At 68.7% G+C, this 18,479-nt stretch carries 16 protein-coding genes; 6 read left to right on the top strand and 10 right to left on the bottom strand.

Going from position 1 to position 18,479, the window contains the following annotated elements; genetic code table 11:
• Nucleotides 1-4: 4 nt before the first annotated feature.
• Genes BM345_RS03250 through BM345_RS03230 form a run of 5 tightly spaced genes read right to left on the bottom strand, consistent with a single transcriptional unit; the run spans nt 5 to nt 4,865 of the window.
• Complete coding sequence (locus BM345_RS03250) at nt 5-382, bottom strand: SHOCT domain-containing protein (RefSeq protein ID WP_093375513.1); 378 nt, start codon at nt 380-382, stop codon at nt 5-7.
• A gap of 47 nt (nt 383-429) precedes the next feature.
• Nucleotides 430-654 (bottom strand): LapA family protein, encoded by a 225-nt coding sequence (locus BM345_RS03245; RefSeq protein WP_093375511.1) that lies wholly within the window; start codon nt 652-654, stop codon nt 430-432.
• A 40-nt stretch (nt 655-694) separates the two neighbouring features.
• Nucleotides 695-2,125, bottom strand: coding sequence for a basic amino acid/polyamine antiporter (locus BM345_RS03240; RefSeq protein ID WP_093375509.1), 1,431 nt, complete (start codon nt 2,123-2,125; stop codon nt 695-697).
• Nucleotides 2,126-2,161: 36 nt separating this feature from the next.
• A complete protein-coding gene (locus BM345_RS03235) occupies nt 2,162-3,421 on the bottom strand; it encodes an arginine deiminase (RefSeq protein WP_093375507.1) in 1,260 nt (419 codons plus the stop codon).
• 22 nt (nt 3,422-3,443) lie between these two features.
• A complete protein-coding gene (locus BM345_RS03230) occupies nt 3,444-4,865 on the bottom strand; it encodes a basic amino acid/polyamine antiporter (RefSeq protein ID WP_093375505.1) in 1,422 nt (473 codons plus the stop codon).
• A 352-nt stretch (nt 4,866-5,217) separates the two neighbouring features.
• Between BM345_RS03230 and BM345_RS30830 the strand changes: the two genes are divergently transcribed.
• The 4 genes from BM345_RS30830 to BM345_RS03215 are packed head-to-tail and all read left to right on the top strand — an operon-like array spanning nt 5,218 to nt 8,706.
• Nucleotides 5,218-5,538 carry an SH3 domain-containing protein gene (locus BM345_RS30830; protein ID WP_139237459.1) on the top strand — a complete coding sequence of 107 codons (321 nt, stop codon included), beginning with the start codon at nt 5,218-5,220 and terminating at the stop codon, nt 5,536-5,538.
• Between the two features lie 10 nt (nt 5,539-5,548).
• Nucleotides 5,549-5,869: an SH3 domain-containing protein gene (locus tag BM345_RS03225; protein WP_093375503.1), complete on the top strand. Its 321-nt coding sequence runs from the start codon at nt 5,549-5,551 to the stop codon at nt 5,867-5,869.
• Nucleotides 5,870-5,883: 14 nt separating this feature from the next.
• Nucleotides 5,884-6,861, top strand: a complete 978-nt coding sequence (locus BM345_RS03220) for an Lnb N-terminal periplasmic domain-containing protein (RefSeq protein ID WP_217653955.1) — start codon at nt 5,884-5,886, stop codon at nt 6,859-6,861.
• Nucleotides 6,862-6,882: 21 nt separating this feature from the next.
• Nucleotides 6,883-8,706, top strand: a complete 1,824-nt coding sequence (locus BM345_RS03215; protein ID WP_093375499.1) for an SLC13 family permease — start codon at nt 6,883-6,885, stop codon at nt 8,704-8,706.
• A gap of 7 nt (nt 8,707-8,713) precedes the next feature.
• On the opposite strand, the gene BM345_RS03210 is transcribed toward BM345_RS03215, so the two are convergent.
• A complete protein-coding gene (locus BM345_RS03210) occupies nt 8,714-10,069 on the bottom strand; it encodes a metal-dependent hydrolase family protein (protein ID WP_254789486.1) in 1,356 nt (451 codons plus the stop codon).
• Between the two features lie 153 nt (nt 10,070-10,222).
• Between BM345_RS03210 and BM345_RS03205 the strand changes: the two genes are divergently transcribed.
• Nucleotides 10,223-11,794: a phospholipase D family protein gene (locus BM345_RS03205; protein ID WP_093375497.1), complete on the top strand. Its 1,572-nt coding sequence runs from the start codon at nt 10,223-10,225 to the stop codon at nt 11,792-11,794.
• Nucleotides 11,795-11,824: 30 nt separating this feature from the next.
• Here BM345_RS03205 and BM345_RS03200 read toward each other — a convergent pair whose 3' ends face one another.
• The 4 genes from BM345_RS03200 to BM345_RS03185 form a co-directional block, all read right to left on the bottom strand.
• A complete protein-coding gene (locus BM345_RS03200; RefSeq protein WP_093375495.1) occupies nt 11,825-12,577 on the bottom strand; it encodes a hypothetical protein in 753 nt (250 codons plus the stop codon).
• Nucleotides 12,578-12,664: 87 nt separating this feature from the next.
• A complete protein-coding gene (locus BM345_RS03195; RefSeq protein WP_139237458.1) occupies nt 12,665-12,985 on the bottom strand; it encodes a hypothetical protein in 321 nt (106 codons plus the stop codon).
• A gap of 252 nt (nt 12,986-13,237) precedes the next feature.
• A complete protein-coding gene (locus BM345_RS03190; RefSeq protein WP_093375491.1) occupies nt 13,238-13,681 on the bottom strand; it encodes a hypothetical protein in 444 nt (147 codons plus the stop codon).
• 134 nt (nt 13,682-13,815) lie between these two features.
• On the bottom strand, nt 13,816-14,613 hold the full coding sequence (locus BM345_RS03185) for an alpha/beta fold hydrolase (RefSeq protein ID WP_093375489.1): 798 nt from the start codon (nt 14,611-14,613) through the stop codon (nt 13,816-13,818).
• A 143-nt stretch (nt 14,614-14,756) separates the two neighbouring features.
• Between BM345_RS03185 and BM345_RS03180 the strand changes: the two genes are divergently transcribed.
• Nucleotides 14,757-18,470: a patatin-like phospholipase family protein gene (locus BM345_RS03180; protein ID WP_093375487.1), complete on the top strand. Its 3,714-nt coding sequence runs from the start codon at nt 14,757-14,759 to the stop codon at nt 18,468-18,470.
• The last annotated feature ends 9 nt before the right edge of the window (nt 18,471-18,479 follow it).

Genomic DNA, 18,479 nt, shown 5'->3' with positions numbered 1-18,479 from the left:
GGCGCTACTGCAGTGCCTTGGCCTTCAAGCGCGCGAACTCGTCCTCATTGATGGTTCCCGCGTCCAGCAGGGCCTTGGCATCGGCGATCTGCTCGGCCGGCGACTTGCCGCCTACCTGGCGGATGTAGGCGTCGGTCTCTTCCTTCGCGCGCTGCAGGCTCGCGCGCTGCCGCTCGGCCATGCCGCGCCCGCGGGCGATGATGTAGACGATGGCGGTGAGCATGGGCAGCACGAACAGGCCGATGACCCACAGCGCCTTGGTGAAGCCGCCCATCTGGCTGTCGCGGAAGATGTCCCCGATGATCTGGAACAGCACCAGCAGGTAGAAGATGAGGAAGAAGCACCAGATCATCAGTTGCACGAAGTCCCAGAAGCCGTTCATTGCTTTTCTCCTGTTGAAGTTGGAAGTGGAAGAAGCCCGGTGCGCCTTCAGCGCCGCGCCGTCACCTCGTGCGTGACGTTGCGCAGGAAGCCGAGCACGAAGCCGCCGGTGAACATGCCCAGCACGTAGACCCCGAGGATCAGAACCGAGGTGGGCATGGTGGCCTGCATGGAGAACAGCGACACCGTCACCGAGGCCAGGTTCTGCACCTTGAACAGCAGCACGATGGCGGCCAGGACGATGGCCAGGGCGATGTAGACGTAGCGTGTCATGGCGGGCTTTCCTTTCGAAGGATGGGAACGGGACGTGACATCAGATCGTGATTGCGCCGGAGCGCAGCGCGAAAGCACCGCCGACGGCAGCGGCCAGAAGAATCAGGAAGACGAGGAACTCCGCGGCGCTGAACAGCCGCGCCTTCTGTTCCCGCCGCGCAAGCGCATACAGGGCCGTGGCGGGCGCATAGAGGATGGCCGACAGCAGCAGGAACTTGAGGCCGCCCGCCCAGAGCATCACCACGGCATAAACGGCCGCGACGGCGCTGCGCAGCGCGTCCCGCCTGCGCTCGCGTGGCTCGGACTTGTAGGTTTCGCCGGTCCAGGCCAGCTTGATCCCGTAGGCGGCCACGAGCAAGTAGGGCAGCAGGGTCATCGAGCCGGTCATCTTCAGCGCCAGCGTGAAGGCGTATTCCGCGAACACGGTCACCACCAGGAAGAGCTGGATGACGATGTTGGTGAGCCACAGCGCCGCCAGCGGTGCGCCCCGGTCGTTCTCGCGCGCGAGAAAGGCCGGCATGGTGCCGTCCTTCGCGGCCGAATGCAGCACCTCCGCTGCCAGCAGCGACCAGGACAGGTAGTTGCCCAGGATCGAGATCAGCAGGCCGATGCTGATGAAGACGCTGCCCCAGGGCCCGACGATGGAGGCCATGATGCCGGCCAGCGCAGGCGGCGGCAGCGCGGCCAGGTCGGGGCGCAGCAGCACGCCGTACGAGAGCATGGTCACCAGCACCAGCAGGCTCAGCACGCCCAGGAAGCCCAGCAATGTGGCCGCGCCCACGTCCTCGCGGCGCCTGGCGTAGCGCGAGTAGACGACGGCGCCCTCGATGCCGACGAAAACGAAGACAGTCACCAGCATGGTGCCGCGCACCTGCGCGGCCAGGCCGGACTGGCCCTGTGCATCGTTGCCGCGGAAGTTCAACGCGAAGACATCGGCGTTGAAGCCGGCGATGGCGACCACGATGAAGACGGCCAGCGGCACGATCTTGGCAATCGTCGCGATGGTGTTGAGCGAGGTGGCGGCCTTCACGCCGCGCAGCACCAGCAGGTGGGTGCCCCACAGGATGAGCGATGCGCCGGCGATGGCCGCCGGCGTGGTGCCGTCCCCGAAGATCGGGAAGAACAGGCCCAGGGTGGCCTTGATGAGCACCAGGCAGGCCACGTCGGCCAGGCAGCAGCCGATCCAGTAGCCCACCGCGGCGCAGAAGCCGAGGTAGCTGCCGAAGCCCGCCTTGGCATAGGCATAGATGCCCGCGTCCAGGTCGGGCCGGCGCCGCGCCAGGGTCTGGAACACGAAGGCCAGCATCAGCATGCCCACGCCGGCGATGGTCCAGGCGATCAGGGCACCCAGGCCGCCGGTCGAGCGGCCGAAGGCCGAGGGCACCGCGAAGATGCCCGAGCCGATCATGGAACCCACCACCAAGGCGATCAGGGCACCGAAAGAGAGCTTCCGGTCCTGCGGCACGGCCATGTGTGGGGGTCTCCGGCCTTCTCTTGTCGAGCCGGGTCAGTAGTCCACCGGATCGCGGACGATCGGGCAGGTCATGCAGTGGCCGCCGCCGCGCCCGCGCCCGAGTTCGGCGCCCACGATGGTGATCACCTCGATGCCCTGCTTGCGCAGCAGCGTGTTGGTGCAGGTGTTGCGGTCGTAGGCGTAGACCACGCCCGGCGAGGCGCACACCAGGTTGGCACCGCTGTCCCACTGGGTGCGCTCGCGCTGGTAGTCGCTGCCGCCGGCCTCGACCACCCGCATCTTCTTCAGGCCCAGGCCCTTGGCGACCACATCCACGAAGGGCGCTGGTTCCTTGCGCAGTTCCACGCCGCTGGGATGCTCGCTGGGGTAGTAGGAGAAGGCCCGCGTCTTCTCCATGAAGTCCGGCGCCACCATCACGCAGTCGAAGTCGGCGAAGGTGAAGACCGTGTCCAGGTGCATGGCGGCGCGGATCTTCGGCATGGCCGCCACGATCACGCGCTGCGCCGCGCCCTTGCGAAACAGCGTGGCGGCCAGTTGGCTGATGGCCTGGCGCGAGGTGCGCTCGCTCATCCCGATCAGCACGATGCCCTTGCCGATGGGCATGACGTCGCCGCCTTCCAGGGTCGCCATGCCGTGGTCCTGGAGCGGATCGCCCCACCACACGTTCACCTTGCCGGTGAACTCGGGATGGAACTTGTAGATGGCCGTGGTGAGAAGCGTCTCTTCGTGGCGCGCCGGCCAGTACAGCGGGTTGAGCGTCACGCCGCCATAGATCCAGCAGGTGGTGTCGCGCGTGTAGAGGGTGTTGGGCAAGGGTGAGAGCAGGTACTCGACGCCGGCCGCCTCGCGCGCCACCTTGAGGGCTTCGCCACCGACCGAGTCGGGAAAGTCGTGCGTCGAGAGGCCGCCGATCAGCGTCTCGGCCAGCTTGCGGTCGTCCATGCCTTCCAGGTAGCTGCGCAGCTCGTCGACAAAGCCGAGCCCGACCTGGTTGGGCACCACCTGGTTGTCCAGCACCCACTTCCTGCCCTCGGGCACCGCCATGGTCTCGGCCAGCAGGTTGTGCATCTCCAGCACCTCGATGCCGCGATCGCGCATCTTGGCGACGAAGTCGAAGTGGTCGCGCTTGGCGTTGTCCACCCACAGCACGTCGTCGAACAGGAGATCGTCGCAGTTGCTGGGGGTCAGCCGCGAGTGGGCCAGGCCCGGTGCGCAGACCATCACCTTGCGCAGTTGCCCGACTTCCGAGTGGACGCCGAACTTCGTGGAATCCGCTGTCGTTGCATCGCTCATGGGTACTGCCTCCGCTTCGTGGTCAGATGGTGATGCGTCCCGTGGCCAGGCCGTAGATGCCGATGACGGCACCGGTGGCTGCGACCCCGAAGATGACCCAGTCGACCGGCTTGAACACCGCCAGGCCCTGCTCCCGGCGAGCCCAGACATACAGGGCCGTTCCCGGCGCATAGAGCACGGCCGCCAGCAGGATGAGCTTCATCCCGCCCGAATAGATCATGAACGCCGTGTAGACGACCGCGATGCCCGCCATCACCAGGTCGCGCTTTCGCTCGCCGGGTCGCCCGTCGTAGCTTTCGCCGCGCCTGGCGAACATGAAGCCGTAGGCCGCCACCAGGAGGTAGGGGATCAGGTTCATGGCGCTGGTGAGGTTGAGCATCAGCGAGAAGGCGTCGCGTGACCAGTAGGTGGTGATGACGATCACCTGCACCACGATGTTGGAGAGCCACAGTGCATTGGCCGGCACCTTGTTGGCGTTCTCGCGCCCGAACACCGAGGGCATGTCGCGCGTCCTGGCGGCGCTGAACAGCACCTCCGCGCAGATGAGGGACCAGGCCAGGTAGGCACCCAGCACGGAGACGATGAGGCCCACGCTCACGAACACGGCGCCCCAGTGACCGACCACCGCTTCCAGCACGGCGGCCATCGACGGCTGCCGCGTGCCGGCGATGTCTGCGCGCTGCATGACCGCGTAGGGCAGCAGCGTGACCAGCACCATGAGGCCGGTGACGCCGATGAAGCCCATGATGGTGGCGGCACCCACGTCCGAGCGTTCGCGCGCGTAGCGCGAATAGACGCTCGCGCCCTCGATGCCCAGGAAGACGAACACCGTGACCAGCATGGTCGCGCGCACCTGCTGGCCGATGTTGCCCACCAGATCACCGCCGTACAGGTTGGCCGAGAAGATGTCCGCCTTGAAGGCAAAGGCCAGGATCACGATGAACACCACGATGGGAATGATCTTGGCGAAGGTGACCACCGTGTTGATGTACGCCGCCTGCTGCACGCCGCGCAGGATCAGGAAATGGAAGAGCCAGATGCCCACCGAGGCGACCACGATCGCCACCACCGTGTTGCCGTCGCCGAAGACCGGGAAGAAGGCGCCCAGGGTCGACTTGATCAGCACCCAGTACGACACGTTGCCGATGCACGAACCCGTCCAGTAGCCGAAGGCCGACAGGAAGCCCGGATAGTTGCCGAAGCCTTCCTTGGCATAGGCGAACACGCCGGCGTCCAGGTCCGGCCTGCGCTCGGCCAGCGACTGGAACACGCGCGCCAGCATGTACATGCCGGTGACCGCGATGCCCCAGGCGATCACGGCGCCCAGCGGCCCGGTCGCATTGGCGAAGGTGCGCGGGAGCGAAAAGATCCCGGCGCCGACCATGCTGCCCACCACCATGGCGGTGAGCTGCAGGCGAGACATCTTCTGAATGCTGGTTGACATGAGTCCCCGTCCTCAGACCTCCGACTCAGGATCGTCCTGCCTTCGGCTGGGCAGGGCGGGCGAGTTGTTCGTGTTCTGTCCGCTTTGTCTAGGCGCTTTATGCACCACGGCCATGGAGCGCAAGTGAAACTGAACGCAACAAGGGTGTGCGCATGAGAACGTCAGCGCGCTTGCGAGAACTTATGGCCTCATAACGATCGGGGAGCCGTCGGATTGCCGGGTCGGATGCTCGGCTCGAGCGCTGGCCGCCCCATCGCCTGAAAACGCCCCGGTGTTACCATCCCGCGCCTCAACAGGGACTGCGGCGAGCCGCGATCTGGCATGCGCCGCGACCAGACTGCCAAGGAGATGTATGCCTCGCCTGCGCATTCTTGCCTCTGCCGCAATCCTGCTTGCAGTCCCATTGGCTGCCCATGCCTTCTCGAGCTCGACGACCCGCTCGTTGAACGTGCGCGGAGGGCCCGGCACCCATTTCGAGGTGCAGACGGTCCTGCCGCCCCGGACTTCGGTGCGGGTCCGCAGGTGCACCAGTGGCTGGCGATGGTGCGAGATCGACTCCAGGCGCGCCCGCGGCTGGGTGGACTCGCGATTCCTCGAGCCTTCGGTTCGGGGGCGCGTCCCCATCGTGAACCAGCCTTCGCGTGACGACCGGCGCTCGCGCCCGGTCGGCTGAGGCGTCCACGATGGTCGAACGCTGCAGCAGGCTCCTTGTCGCGCTGTTGCTGGCTGCGCCGGTGTCGTCCTTTGCCTTCTCGACGTTCACCACGCGTGCGGTCAACCTGCGCGCGGGGCCCGACCGATCCTTCGACGTGATGGCCGTGGTGCCCGCGCACACCGCCCTTCGCGTCACGGGGTGCCAGCGCGGCTGGCGCTGGTGCATGGTGGTCACAAGCAGATACCAGGGCTGGATGGATTCGTACTACTTCCGGCACGCGGTTCAGGGCAGGGCGCCCATCATCCAGGATCCGAACTTCGCGCCAGGGGCCGGAAGGCCGCACGGGTAGCTCGCATGGGCTTCATGCGCGGTTTGCTTCACGTCCTCATCGGCGGCCTGCTGGCGTGGGAAGTGCTGGCCACTGCGCACCTTCCCCTCCTTCCCGAAGCGTTCCGATGGCCGCTGGCAATCGCCTTGGGGCTGTTCGGCATCTGGGCCATCTGGATCGCGGGCCGCATGTGGACCCGGGTGGCGGCGCTGGTGGTCTTCCTCGCGCTGGGCGCCGTGTGGGCCTCGATCGAGCCCACCCTGGACAAGCCATGGCGGCCCGAGGTCGCGGTGATGCCGCGTGTGCAAATTGATGGCGACATCGTGCGGATCACGGGCTTTCGCAACTTCGACTACCGCAGCGAGGATGACTTCACCGTGCGCCACGAAGAGCGCGAGTACCGCCTGTCGAAGCTGCAGTCGGTCGACTTCTACCTCTCGTACTGGCACGTGGGCCCGGTCGGCCATACCTTTGTCAGTTTCAACTTCGAGAACCAGCCGCCGGTCGCCATCTCCATCGAGACGCGGCCGCAGGTGGGCGAGGGCTTCGATCCGCTGGCCTCGCTGTTCAGGCACTTCGAGCTGATCTACGTGGTGGGCGACGAGCGCGACCTGGTCCGCGTGCGCACCAACCATCGCAAGGAAGAGGTGTTCCTCTACCGGACCCGGCTCAGTGCCGAGGCGGCGCGCAACCTGTTCCTGGTCTATTCGCGCCGCATCAACCAGCTGGCGGTGAAGCCGGAGTTCTACCACCTGCTCAGCAACAGCTGCACCATCAACATCGTGCGCTATGCCAACAAGATCGGGCGGGTGGGCGGCTGGGACATCCGGCTGATCCTCAACGGCTGGAGCGACCGCTACCTCTACAGCACCGAGGTGATCGACACGTCGCGGCCCTTCGACGAGTTGCGGGAGGCCTCCAACATCAACGCCGCGGCGCAGGCGGCCGGCCAGGCGCCGGACTTCTCCAGCCGCATCCGCGCCGGCCTGCCCGCGCCCGCAGCGGCGCCATGACCGGCAAGCCACGGGAGCCCGATGTCGATTGAGCTCCTGATGGTGCTGGGGCTGCTGGTGGCGGCCATGCTGATGTTCGCCTGGGGGCGGCCGCGATCGGACATGGCTGCGCTGGTGGTGATGACCGCGCTGCCGTTCACCGGCGTGATCTCGGTGCGCGAGGCCATCGCAGGCTTCGCCGATCCCAACGTGGTGCTGATCGCGCTGCTTTTCGTGCTCGGGGAAGGACTGGTCGCCACCGGTGTCGCGCACCGCATGAGCGAGCTCATCGTCCGCCTGGCGGGCGGCCACGAGTTGCGGCTGGTGGTCGCGCTGATGGTGGCCGTGGCCACCATCGGCTCGGTGCTGAGCTCGACCGGGGTGATCGCCATCTTCATCCCGATCGTGCTGCGCATCGCCAGGCGCACCGGCATCGCGGCCGGGCGGCTGATGATGCCGCTGAGCGTAGCGGCGCTGATCAGCGGGATGATGACGCTGGTGGCGACGCCGCCCAACCTCATGGTGCACGCCGAGCTGCAGCGCGAAGGCCACGCCGGCTTCGGCTTCCTGAGCGTCACGCCCTTCGGCATTCCCATCCTGGCCGCTGCCGTGGTCTACATGCTCTTCGCCCGGCGCTGGCTGGGGCGCAGCTCCGAGGTCGCGGCACCGGCACGCCCCCGGCTGGAGGACTGGATCGAGCAGTACGGGCTGGCCGGCCGCGAGTACCGGGTGCGCGTGCTGTCCGGATCGCCGTGGATCGGCTCGACGGCCCCGGAGCTTGAGAGCACCGGCGAACTCGACGGCCTGCATGTGCTGGCGCTGGAGCAGAGCGGCTACTTCGGCCGCCGGCTGCTGGTGTCGCCCGCGGGCATCCGCATCGAGGCCGGCACCGTGCTGCTGCTGGACGCGCGCGACGGCAAGCGCGATCCGCAGGCCATGCTCCAGGCCTTCCGGCTGGAGCAACTGCCCCTGTCGGGCACCTACTTCTCGGAGTACGCCAACGAGATCGGCATGGCCGAGATGATGGTGCCCGCCGGCTCGCCGCTCATCGGCCGCACCTGCAGGCAACTGGGCCTGCGGGAGCGCCATGACATCGGCGTGATCGGCCTGCGGCACGGCCGCACCGCGGAACTGCTGGACCTGCAGGACGAGCCGCTGGAGCTGGGCGACACGCTGCTGGTGGTCGGGCCCTGGCCAGCGCTTCGGGCGCTGGGTTCGGGGGATGACGGGCTCATGCTGCTGAGCCTGCCCATCGAGTCGGAGGACGTGGCGCCGCATGCCGCCCGCGCGCCGGCGGCGGTCCTCGCGCTCTTCCTGACCATCGCGCTGATGATCAGCGGCATCGTTCCCAACGTGCTGGCCGCGCTGCTGGGGTGCCTGCTGATGGGCGCAGCCGGCTGCGTGGACCCGCGCACCGCCTACCGGTCCATCCACTGGCCCACGCTGGTGCTGATCGTCGGCATGCTGCCGTTCTCGCTGGCGCTGCAGCGCACCGGCGGCATCGACCTGGCGGCCTCGCTGCTGCTGGAACTGGTGGGCAATGCCGGGCCGCGCGTGACGCTGGGCGTCATCTTCGTGGCGACCGTGCTGATGGGCTTCTTCATGTCCAACACCGCGGTGGCGGTGCTGATGGCGCCGGTGGCGCTGGCGACCGCCTACCACCTCGGGGCCTCGCCCTATCCCTTTGCCATGACCGTGGCGCTGGCGGCGTCCTCGCCCTTCATGACGCCGGTCACGCCGGTGAACGCGCTGGTGGTGGGGCCGGGCGGCTACGGCTTCGCCGACTTCCTGCGCGTGGGGGCGCCGCTGGCCCTCATCACTCTGCTGATCGTGGTGACGCTGGTGCCGATCCTTCTGCCGCTCTAGGCGCAGGCTAACTGCCGGCCCGCGGCGCCAGCTGGTTCTTGTAGATTACGCCGTCCTTCATGATGACGGCCAAGCTCTGCTCTGCCTTGGCGATCAGGCTGATGTCGGCCACCGGGTCGCCGTTGACCAGCAGCAGGTCGGCCAGCGCGCCTTCGCGCACCACGCCCAGCTCGCCGGCGTAGGGCGCCCGCTTGCCCGACAGCTTCAGCAACTCGGCGTTGGTGCTGGTGGCCATCACCAGCACCTGCGAGGGCGTGTACCAGCGTGTCAGGCTGGCCAGCAATGCGCCCTGCTGGGCCGCCAGCGGGGCTGAGAACAACACGTCGGTGCCGAAGGCGGTCTTGAGCTTGTATTTCTTGGCCAGTTCGTAGGTCCGTCCGACACCGGCCAGGACCTCCTGGGCCTTGTTCCACTCGACCGAGCCGCGCGGGAAGGCATTGGCCAGCTCGTCGGGCAACGGCTGTGCGCTCAGCCAGATGCCCTTCTGCCCGATGAGCTTGGCCGTGGCGTCGTCCATCAGCATGGCGTGCTCGATGCACTTCACGCCCGCGGAGATGGCCTGCTGGATGGCCGCGGGCGTGTAGGCGTGCACCGTGACGTAGGTGCCCCAGTTCGTCGCGGCCTCGACGGCCGCATGCACTTCCGCTTCGGTGAAGGTCACGGCGTCCAGCGGACTGTTGGGCGAACTCACGCCGCCGCCCGCCGTGAGCTTGATCTGCGAGGCGCCGCGCATGAGCTGCTCGCGCGCGCGCAGGCGAACCTCGTCGGGGCTGTCGGCAATGGCGCTGTCGCCGGCTTCGTCAAAGCGCGATGCCGGTGCGCCTATCTGGCGGGGCAGGTCGTGGAAGGTGCGGAAGTCGCCGTGGCCGCTGGTCACGCTGATCATCGCGCCCGAGGGAAAGATGCGCGGGCCGGGCACCAGGCCCCCGTCGATCGAATCCTTGAGGCCGAAGGACGAGCCGCCCACGTCGCGCACCGTGGTGAAGCCGCGCATGAGCGTTCGCGTGGCCTCGGCGCCGGCGGCAATCGCCAGGTAGGTCCTGTCCGCCATCATGGCGGTCGCGACCGGCACGGCGGCCAGCATGGTGTGCCAGTGCGCGTCCACCAGCCCCGGCATCAGCACCTTGCCGCTGCCGTTGATGACCTGGGCACCGCTCTCGGGCGCCACCTGGGCGGCGATGCGCTCGATCTTGTTGCCACGCACCAGCACGTCGCGCGGCGCGGAGACCTGGCCCGAGATGCCGTCGAAGATCTTTACACCCTGGAAGAGGATGGCTGGAGGAGCGGCAGCCGCGGGCGGCGCGGCGGGCGCCTGGGCCGCAATCTGCTGCCAGGGCGCGACCAGCGCGAGGCCCGCCAGCACGGAAAGGCAACTTCTTGTCCAGAATCGCGACAGCTTCTGCATGAAAGTCCTTTCGGAATCCGCCGAGGTGCAGCGGCGCATCTTTATAGGGGCAACTGCGTGTCGATGTACAGCCTTGCGCATCCGGGTTCCAGGCCCTGGCCGGTCCAGGCGATGGGTTGGCTGGCGCTGCTGGCGCTTGCCGCGCTGCTGGCCGGATGCTCGCTGCCGCCGCTCGAAGGCCGCAGCGAGTCGCATGCGCTGCGCGTGGCCGAGGCGCGCAACACCACGCTGGGGCGGGCAGCGGACGCCATCGCATCGCAGCACCCGGGGCACACGGGCATCCACGAGCTGTCCGACGCGCATGAAGCCTTCGCGGCGCGCGTGGTGCTGGCGCGCTACGCGGAGCGCACGCTGGACGTGCAGTACTACATCTGGCGTTCGGACACCACCGGCCACCTGCTGCTGGAAGCCCTGCGCGCTGCCGCCGACCGCGGCGTGCGCGTGCGCCTGCTGCTGGACGACAACGGCATCGCGCAGCTGGACGAGGAACTCGGCGTGCTGGACACGCACCCCAACGTCGAGGTGCGCCTCTTCAACCCCTTCGTGTACCGCCCGTTCAAGGCACTGGGCTTCGTGACCGACTTCTCGCGTGCCAACAGGCGCATGCACAACAAGAGCTTCACGGCGGACAACACGATCACGATCGTGGGCGGCCGCAACGTGGGCGACGAGTATTTCGGCGCCACGGACGGCGTGCTGTTCGCCGACCTCGACGTGCTGGCGATGGGGGCGGTGGTCGAGCCGGTCTCCGCTTCCTTCGATGCCTACTGGGCCAGCGCGTCGGCCTACCCGATCGCCTCGATCGTCGCGCAGCCCTCGGCGCAGACCGTGGCCGCCGTCCAGGGCCGCACGGCACTGGCGGACCGGTCCGAAGAAGCGGCCGTCTACAAGAAGTCGGTCAGCGACCTGATGCCCTCGGGCACGCAGCTCGGCCAGAAGCTGCCCATGGTCTGGGCGCCCGCGCACCTGCTGGTGGACGACCCGTCCAAGGGCCTGGGGCAGGCCGGGCCGGAGCAACTTCTGCTGCACCACATGACCGAGGCCGTGGGCCTGCCGGCGCGCGCACTGGACCTGGTGTCGCCCTATTTCGTCCCCACCGATGCCGGAACCGACTATTTCGTGGGGCTCGCACGCAAGGGCGTGAAGGTGCGCATCCTCACCAACTCGCTCGCTGCCACCGACGTGCTGCCGGTGCATTCGGGCTATGCGCGGCATCGCCAGCGCCTGCTGGAGGCGGGCGTGGTGCTGTACGAGCGTAAGCCCGATCCGGCCGAGAAGGCCGCTGCGGAAGCGGCCCGCAAGGAGGAGGGCTTCCGGATGCCCGGCAGCTCGGGCAGTGCCGGCAGTTCCGGCTCCAGCCTGCATGCCAAGACCTTCGGCGTGGACGAGGAGCGCATCTTCGTCGGCTCCTTCAACTTCGATCCGCGCTCGGCGCGGCTGAACACCGAACTGGGCCTGATCATCGACAGCCCGCCGCTCACGCTGCGGCTGAAGGAGGTGATCGACCAGCGCGTTCCCCTGAGCAGCTGGGAGGTGCGGCTCGATCCCGAGACAGGCGAGCTGCGCTGGTTCGATGCGGCAGGCAATCCGCCGCAGGCCCTGTCGGTAGAGCCGGCGACCAGCTGGTGGCAGCGCGCGGCCGTGAAGATTCTCGAGAAGCTTCCGCTGGACTGGCTGCTCTGAGACTTGCGCTGGCCGCGACTCGTACTTCCTTCAAGCCCGCGAAGGGCTGGGCACCGCCCGCAGGGTCGCGGGCCGGTGCACAGCGACCCACAGGAGGCAGAAGCCTGCGCCGGCGCTCATCAGGTGCTTGATCGTGTGCCCCGAAACGAATTGGTGCGTGAGCGTCCAGACCTGGTGGTCCAGCAGTTCGAACACCTTCGCCAGTCCGTAGAGAAGGATCAGCAGCCACCACGCCCTGGCGCCGGCCAGGCGGTTGGTTGCCGCCAGCCACAGGAGCGCAGCCAGGCCGCCGAACTGCAGGATCGCGTAGGGCCACAGGCTTCCAAGGTAGACCCAGAAGGCCACGCTGCCCAGCGATGCGAGCACGAAGAGCACCGTATCCGTGTTGGAAGGCGGTGCTACGTCGGCACAGGCCCACGCGGTCAGCAGGACCCCGGCGAACACCACCGCCAGCGGCAGCCGGTCCCAGATCAGGGTCGCGTCGTTGGGCGCGTAGTGGTAGTAGCCCGATCCGATGCCGGTGAGCATCAGCCCGATGCCCGCCACCAGCAGGCCGGAACTGCGGCCTGCGACCGGCTCGCGGGCCACGCGGATCTTCGCGATGATGGCCACGCCCGCCAGGAAGATCGGCACGTTGGACAGCACGTCGGCGGCATTGGGAATGCCGAGCCAGGCGCGGGCATTGGCGAACTCATGGTAGGCGCCCGCCTGCCCGAGCGGGTGCAGCCATTCCAGCAGGGAGCCAAGGGCGAACAGCCCGACGACGGCGGCCAGCATGGGCATTCGGGGTCTCCTCCTCCAGGTTTCGCAGGGGAAGATGCCCCCTGCCGCTGACGGCCATCCGGCGGCGGCGTGCCAGTGCGATCGAGCTCAGTTCTTGGCCGGCAGTTCGTTCGTGCTCAGGATGCCTCCGCTTTGCACGCTGCCTGTGGTCGTGGTGTTGCCCTGGCCCATCACGCGCTGCTGGCACGACTCCCTGGCCGCACCGGCGGGCTGGCGCTCGCAACGCCGCAAGGCGTTCTGCTGGTACTGATCCTGGCCCTTGGTGTTGAGCTGGCCCTGGCTCTTGGCCTGTGTGGCGGCAGCGGCCTCGCGCTGGCTGGCTGTCTGGGCCTGTGCTTGCGGCATGCCCGCGAGTGCCGCGCTTGCGGCGATCAAGGCGACCGATGTGATGTAAGCAAGGGACCTCATGAACGCTCCTTGAATACGAGGGGTGCGCAAGTTAGTCCACGTTCGCATGGCCGTCAACGCCATGAAAGGGGAGGCCAGGGCGGGTGAAAGGCAATGTGTCGCTCGATGTGACATCCGTGCTTCGCACGCCATCGACCGCAGGGCCGGAGGCGTCACTCGCGAAGCACATGCTTGGCCACCGGACCCTTAAGTCCAAAGACCTCAGTGCCAGGTGATTTCGAACGTTCGGCAGCCTGCGAGCGGAAGCAGTACTTACCGCGGAATTACACGCGCGTTGTGGCCGTTGCCCTGCACGAACACCTTCTGGCCCACGCGCATGCTCAGGTCCGTGGGCTGGGTCACTTCGACGATCACGCCGCTGTCGGTGCGCACGAAGATCTGCTGCCCGGAAACCGGCGTATCGAAGCGGCGTTGCGCTTCCGCGCCCGCGATGGTGCCGCCGATGGTGCCGGCCACCATGGCCACGTCGCGACCGGTGCCGCCGCCGATCAGGCTGCCGAGCCCCAGGCCCGCGATGCCGCCGACCACGGCGCCCACACCCATGTGGTGGTTGCTCTGGATCTGCGTGGGTGTGATCTGCTCGATGACGCCCTGTCGGATCTGCAGCTGGTCCGGCGAAGGACCGGGCGCCGCGCATGCAGCGAGCAGGAGAGCGCTCACAAGCGTCATCAGGCGGGCAATGAACCTAATCCCCATTTGCAACTCCTTGGTTGTTTCGCGTTGGCCGGACTTGGCTGTCGCGAGAACGTCTGTCGGCTCGGCGACAGCAGGCGCATTGTGCGTAGCCGTCTCTTGCTGTGCAAGTTCGAGCGGACTGCCCGCCTCGCGCGTCAGTGCTGACCGAGGAAGCGCTCGATCGCCTCGTTGACGATGTCCGGATGCGTGACCGGTCCCATGTGGCCGAGTTGCTCGAACTCGATCACCTTCACATGCGGCAGCGCCTTCACGAGCAGTCGCGCCACGGCCAGCGACGAGGCCGGCGAACGGGCGCCGGTCATGTAGAGCACCGGCATCTGCAACTGCGCGAAGGCCTGCAGCGGCGTGGGCTCGTCCAGCAGCGAGCGGCCCCAGTTCGACACGTTGATCGCCGATTCGCGGATCGGAGCCTTGCGCGCATCCGGCGTACGGGCCCAGGCGCCGTCGCCCATCCAGAAGTCGATGAAGCAGCGCGCGGCCCCGTCGCCGTCGCCCGCGTCCAGGGCACGCTGCGAGCGGGCCACCGCGTCGCGGATGCCGTCGGCCGCGTTCGGTGGCGGCGTGTGCGCGTCGACCAGTGCGAAGAGGGTGGGCTCGTAGAGCACCAGCGAGCGGATGCGCTGCGGATGCAGCACGGCGGCCACCAGCGCAACGGCGGCGCCATAGGAATGGCCCACCAGCGCCACCGGCTCGCCGGCCTGGGCGATCAGCGGCTCGAACAGGGCGACCTCGTCCTTCAGGCCGATGCGCCGGTCGGCAGGCCAGGGAGGGCTCTTGCCTGCGCCGTAGCCGTCCGATGCGATGACGCGGAAATCGGGCGCCAGCCGCTCCATCAGGGTGCGCCACTGGCTGGAGCTGCTGGCGTTGGAGTGCAGGCACAGCACGCCCGCTCCGCTGCCGGCTTCGCGGTAGAAGGGCTGCGGCTGTTCCATGGCGGCGTGCAAGAGGGGGGGCGCGCCAGTATGCGCCGCGGCGCATTCGCTTGGGCGCCCGGCATCGGTCATAGACCATTCGCCAAATTGCCCCGCCAGCCCGTCACGGTGAATAGTGCGCGCTTCACGCACCGAGGGGCCGGATGGAAAAAGCCATAGCGGACATGGTCGGCAAGCGCCGCACGGCGCTGTTCGGCAAGGACGACGGTCGTCGCGCCTGGGGGCTCGCGCTGTCGGGCGGCGGGATCCGCAGCGCGACCTTCTGCCTGGGTCTGATGAAGGCGCTGGCGCAGCATCGCCAGCTGCTCAGGTTCGACATCGTCTCCACCGTGTCCGGGGGCGGCTATGTGGGCTCCACGCTGGGGCGGCTGTGCTCGCGGGCCAGGGATGCGGACGGCATCCGCGCGGTGGAGGGCGCCTTCGCCGAAGTGGACAAGGTGCGCTTCGGCTGGTGGCTGCGCGGCAACGGCCGCTACCTGATTCCAGGCGGCATGCGCGACATGCTGTTCGCCGTGGCGCTGTTCCTGCGCAACCTGCTGGGCACGCACATCGAACTGGCCATCGCGGCCACGCTGGTGGGGCTGGTGCTGGCGGCGATCAACCTGGGGGCCTGGGAGATCATGGCCGGGCTGATCGACCTGGACAACGAGCAGCAGGTGATCGCACCCATCCGATGGGCCACGCAGCTGCCCACGCTGTGGCTGGCGGCGCTGGTGCCCTGGCTGATCTCCATCGTGCTGGCCGACGGCTACTGGGCGGTGCGCGACCGCAGTACCACGGCCGGCATGCTCGGGCAGGTGGCGCTGTGGGCGGCGCTCGGCACGGGCGTGTGGTGGGTGGGGCCGGTGCTGGAAGAGCGCTACGGCGGGCCTATCTGGCTGGCGCCGGCCTTCATCGTCTTCGCCTCCTGCTGGGTGGTGGCCCTGTCGTGGGTGCTGATGCGGCGCCTGAACGGCCAGACGCCCGGCGTGCTGCGCAACGAGCTCACCGACGGCCTGGCCACTGTGCTGTACGTGATGATCATCATCGGCCTGCTGGGGCTGCTCGACCGGGCGGCGTGGTGGCTGGCGGCGCACACGCGGGAGCTGCGTGCCTCCTACGGCGGCGTGCTGCTCATCGCGGCCGGCGCAATGCGCGGGCTGCTGCCCATGCTCTTTGCCGGCAAGCGCGAGACGCCCGGCATCGCCAAGAGCCTGATGATGGCGCTGGCCAGCGTCTTCGGCCTGGTGGTGGCCTTCTGCCTGGCGGCCTGGTGGATCGGCGTGCTCTATGCGGCGGTGCTGCTGCCGGTGTTCACGCCGCAGGGGCTGGACTTCTCGCGCGGCTGGATCTGGTGGGGGACCATCGGCATCGTGATCGGCGCGTATGCGCTGTTCACCGGGCGCAATTTCGGATTTCTGAACGCGTCTTCGCTGCACATGTTCTACAAGGCGCGCATCGTGCGCGGCTACCTGGGCGCGGCCAACAGGAAGCGGCTGGGCGCGGAGCCCACCGATGCACTCTCGGGCCTGGCGCCGCCCCGCGTGCCGGTGGGGCAGGTGGAGGAAGACGACGACATCCCGATCGCGAAGTACGCGCCGCACGAGCACGGCGGGCCGGTGCACCTGGTCAATGTCTGCATCAACCAGACCCACGACCCCAAGCAGCAGCTGTTCAACCGCGACCGCAAGAGCCTGCCGCTCACCATCGGCCCCACGGGCTGGATGCAGGCCGCGGGCGCACCGTGGACGCTGGCCAGGCCCAAGGGCGCATTGACGCTGGGTGCCTGGGCGGCGATCTCGGGCGCGGCCTTCGCGCCGGGACTGGGCCGGCTCACCAAGCGCGGCATCGCGGCGCTGTCGGTGTTCGCCGGGCTGCGCCTGGGCTACTGGTGGGACAGCAAGGAAGCCGGGCTGGAGCAGCAGGGCGCGGCGCGGCGCGTGAGCAACTTCCTGATGAAGTCGCGCTTCATCCTGCTGGAGTGCTTCGCGGCCTTCCCGGGCAGCGGCTCGCCCTTCTGGTACCTCAGCGACGGCGGCCACTTCGAGAACACCGGGGCCTACGCGCTGCTGCGCGAGGAGGCGGAGCTGATCGTGATCGCCGACTGCGGCGCCGACCCCGACTACCGCTTCCACGACCTGGAGAACCTGATCCGCCGCGCGCGCATCGACCTCAACGCCGACATCGACTTCCTCAAGCCCAACAAGAATGCGAGCTGGGGCAAGCTGGGCGTGTTCGGCTCGCTCAACGACCTGGCCTCGTCCAGCAGCCAGGCCTGCCTGGCGCTGGCACGCGTGACCTATGCCAGCGGGCAGCGCGGTCACATCCTGCTGGTCAAGCCCAACGTGTCCTCCGACCTGGCGGTGGACCTGGTGAACTTCAAGGCGGCCAACCCGCTGTTTCCGCAGCAGCCCACCACCGACCAGTTCTTCGACGAGGCGCAGTGGGAGTGCTACTTCCGCCTGGGCGCGGCCATCGGCGAGCGGCTCGATGCCGACATGCTCGAGCGCGTGGCCCAGGGCGTGCCGGGCCTGTTCTCGGTGGACGACGGCCAGGCCGGCCCGGTCGGCGCGGCGGCGGAGAACGGCAACGGCACGGTCTCGGGCGCGGTGGCCTCGATGGGGCGGCTGCAGGCACGGGTGCTCAAGGCCGGCGCGGTGACGGCGTCGCTGGGCATCGGCACGGCGGCCACCTTCGGGGTGGCGCTGTGGCAGAGCATCGACACCGTGCGCACCGAGGAGGAGAACAAGCAGCGCGCCGAAAACGCCGCCTTCAAGGACCTGACCGAGCGCTGGGCGCGCCTGCGCGCCGGTGGCGGCGGGCCCAGCGAAGCGACCTCGCTGCTCGCGGCCGAACTGCTGCGCACCGGCGACCTGCTGTGCCGCGAGGGCCGCGAGAACTTCATGGCCAACTTCAGGCTGTCCGTGCGCATCGTCGACGACGCCAAGGCCGCCTGCGCCAACGATCCGCCGCAGCGGCGCACGCCGGCTTGCGCGCGCCTGCTGGACCGCAGCAACGGCATCGACTGCCTGCAGCCGGTGAGCGCACCGCCGTGCAAGCCGCGCTACTGGGCGCGCGACTACACCGGACGCACGCCGCCGCAGGAAAACTGCAGCGGCTTCAGCACGGCCTCGACCTCCTTCGTCACGGCGCTGGTGGCGCGGGCCAACGTGCCATTCACCATCCGCTTCCGGGAAGTGCAGCAGCCGCCACCGCTGCCGATGCCCGTGCCGCCGCCGGTACCGGCAGAAGTCGCGAGCGGCGGCGACGGCGCGGCACCGCCCGAAGCCTTGCCGTCGCCGGCGGGCGCGGCCCCGCCGTCCGACACCGCATCGGGCGGTGCCGCGCCCGAGACGCCGTCGCCGTCGCCGTCAGCCGCTGTGCCAGCAGAACCCGCGGTGGTGGCCCGGGCCAGCCGGCCGGCCGGAGCGACAGCGTCGGCGCCGGCCGCGCCCGCGCCACCCCTGGCACCGCCCGATCCCAATGTGTGCGCCGGTGCGCTGGTCTACATCCAGGTCTACGGCTCCGAGGCGCGCGAGCAGGCCCGGTCCTTCCGCAAGCCCTGGCGTGCGCTGGGCGCATCCGTGCCGCCGGTCGAGGACGTGCTGGAAAGCTCGCGTGCGGCGGGCCGCGCGCCGCCCGCCGGCCACCGGCGGCCCACCATCCTCTACCACGACGCTGCGCAGCTGGCCTGCGCCGAGGCCATGTCGCGCACGGTGCTGCCGCCCACGGTGACACGCTGGACGCTGCAGGCGCTGCCCTCGCCGGTGAGCCCAACGCCGGGCACCATCGAGGTGTGGCTGCCGCGGCCCGTGCAGAGCAACGCGGTGGCCCTGCGCCAGACCGCGCCTGCGACGGGCAGCGCCGACGGCTACTGAGGAGAAACG

It is taken from the genome of Variovorax sp. OV329 (genome assembly GCF_900114785.1).
Lineage (GTDB): Bacteria > Pseudomonadota > Gammaproteobacteria > Burkholderiales > Burkholderiaceae_C > Variovorax.
Note: the sequence above shows the minus strand (reverse complement) of the source record. Positions and strands in the feature narration are given on the sequence as shown.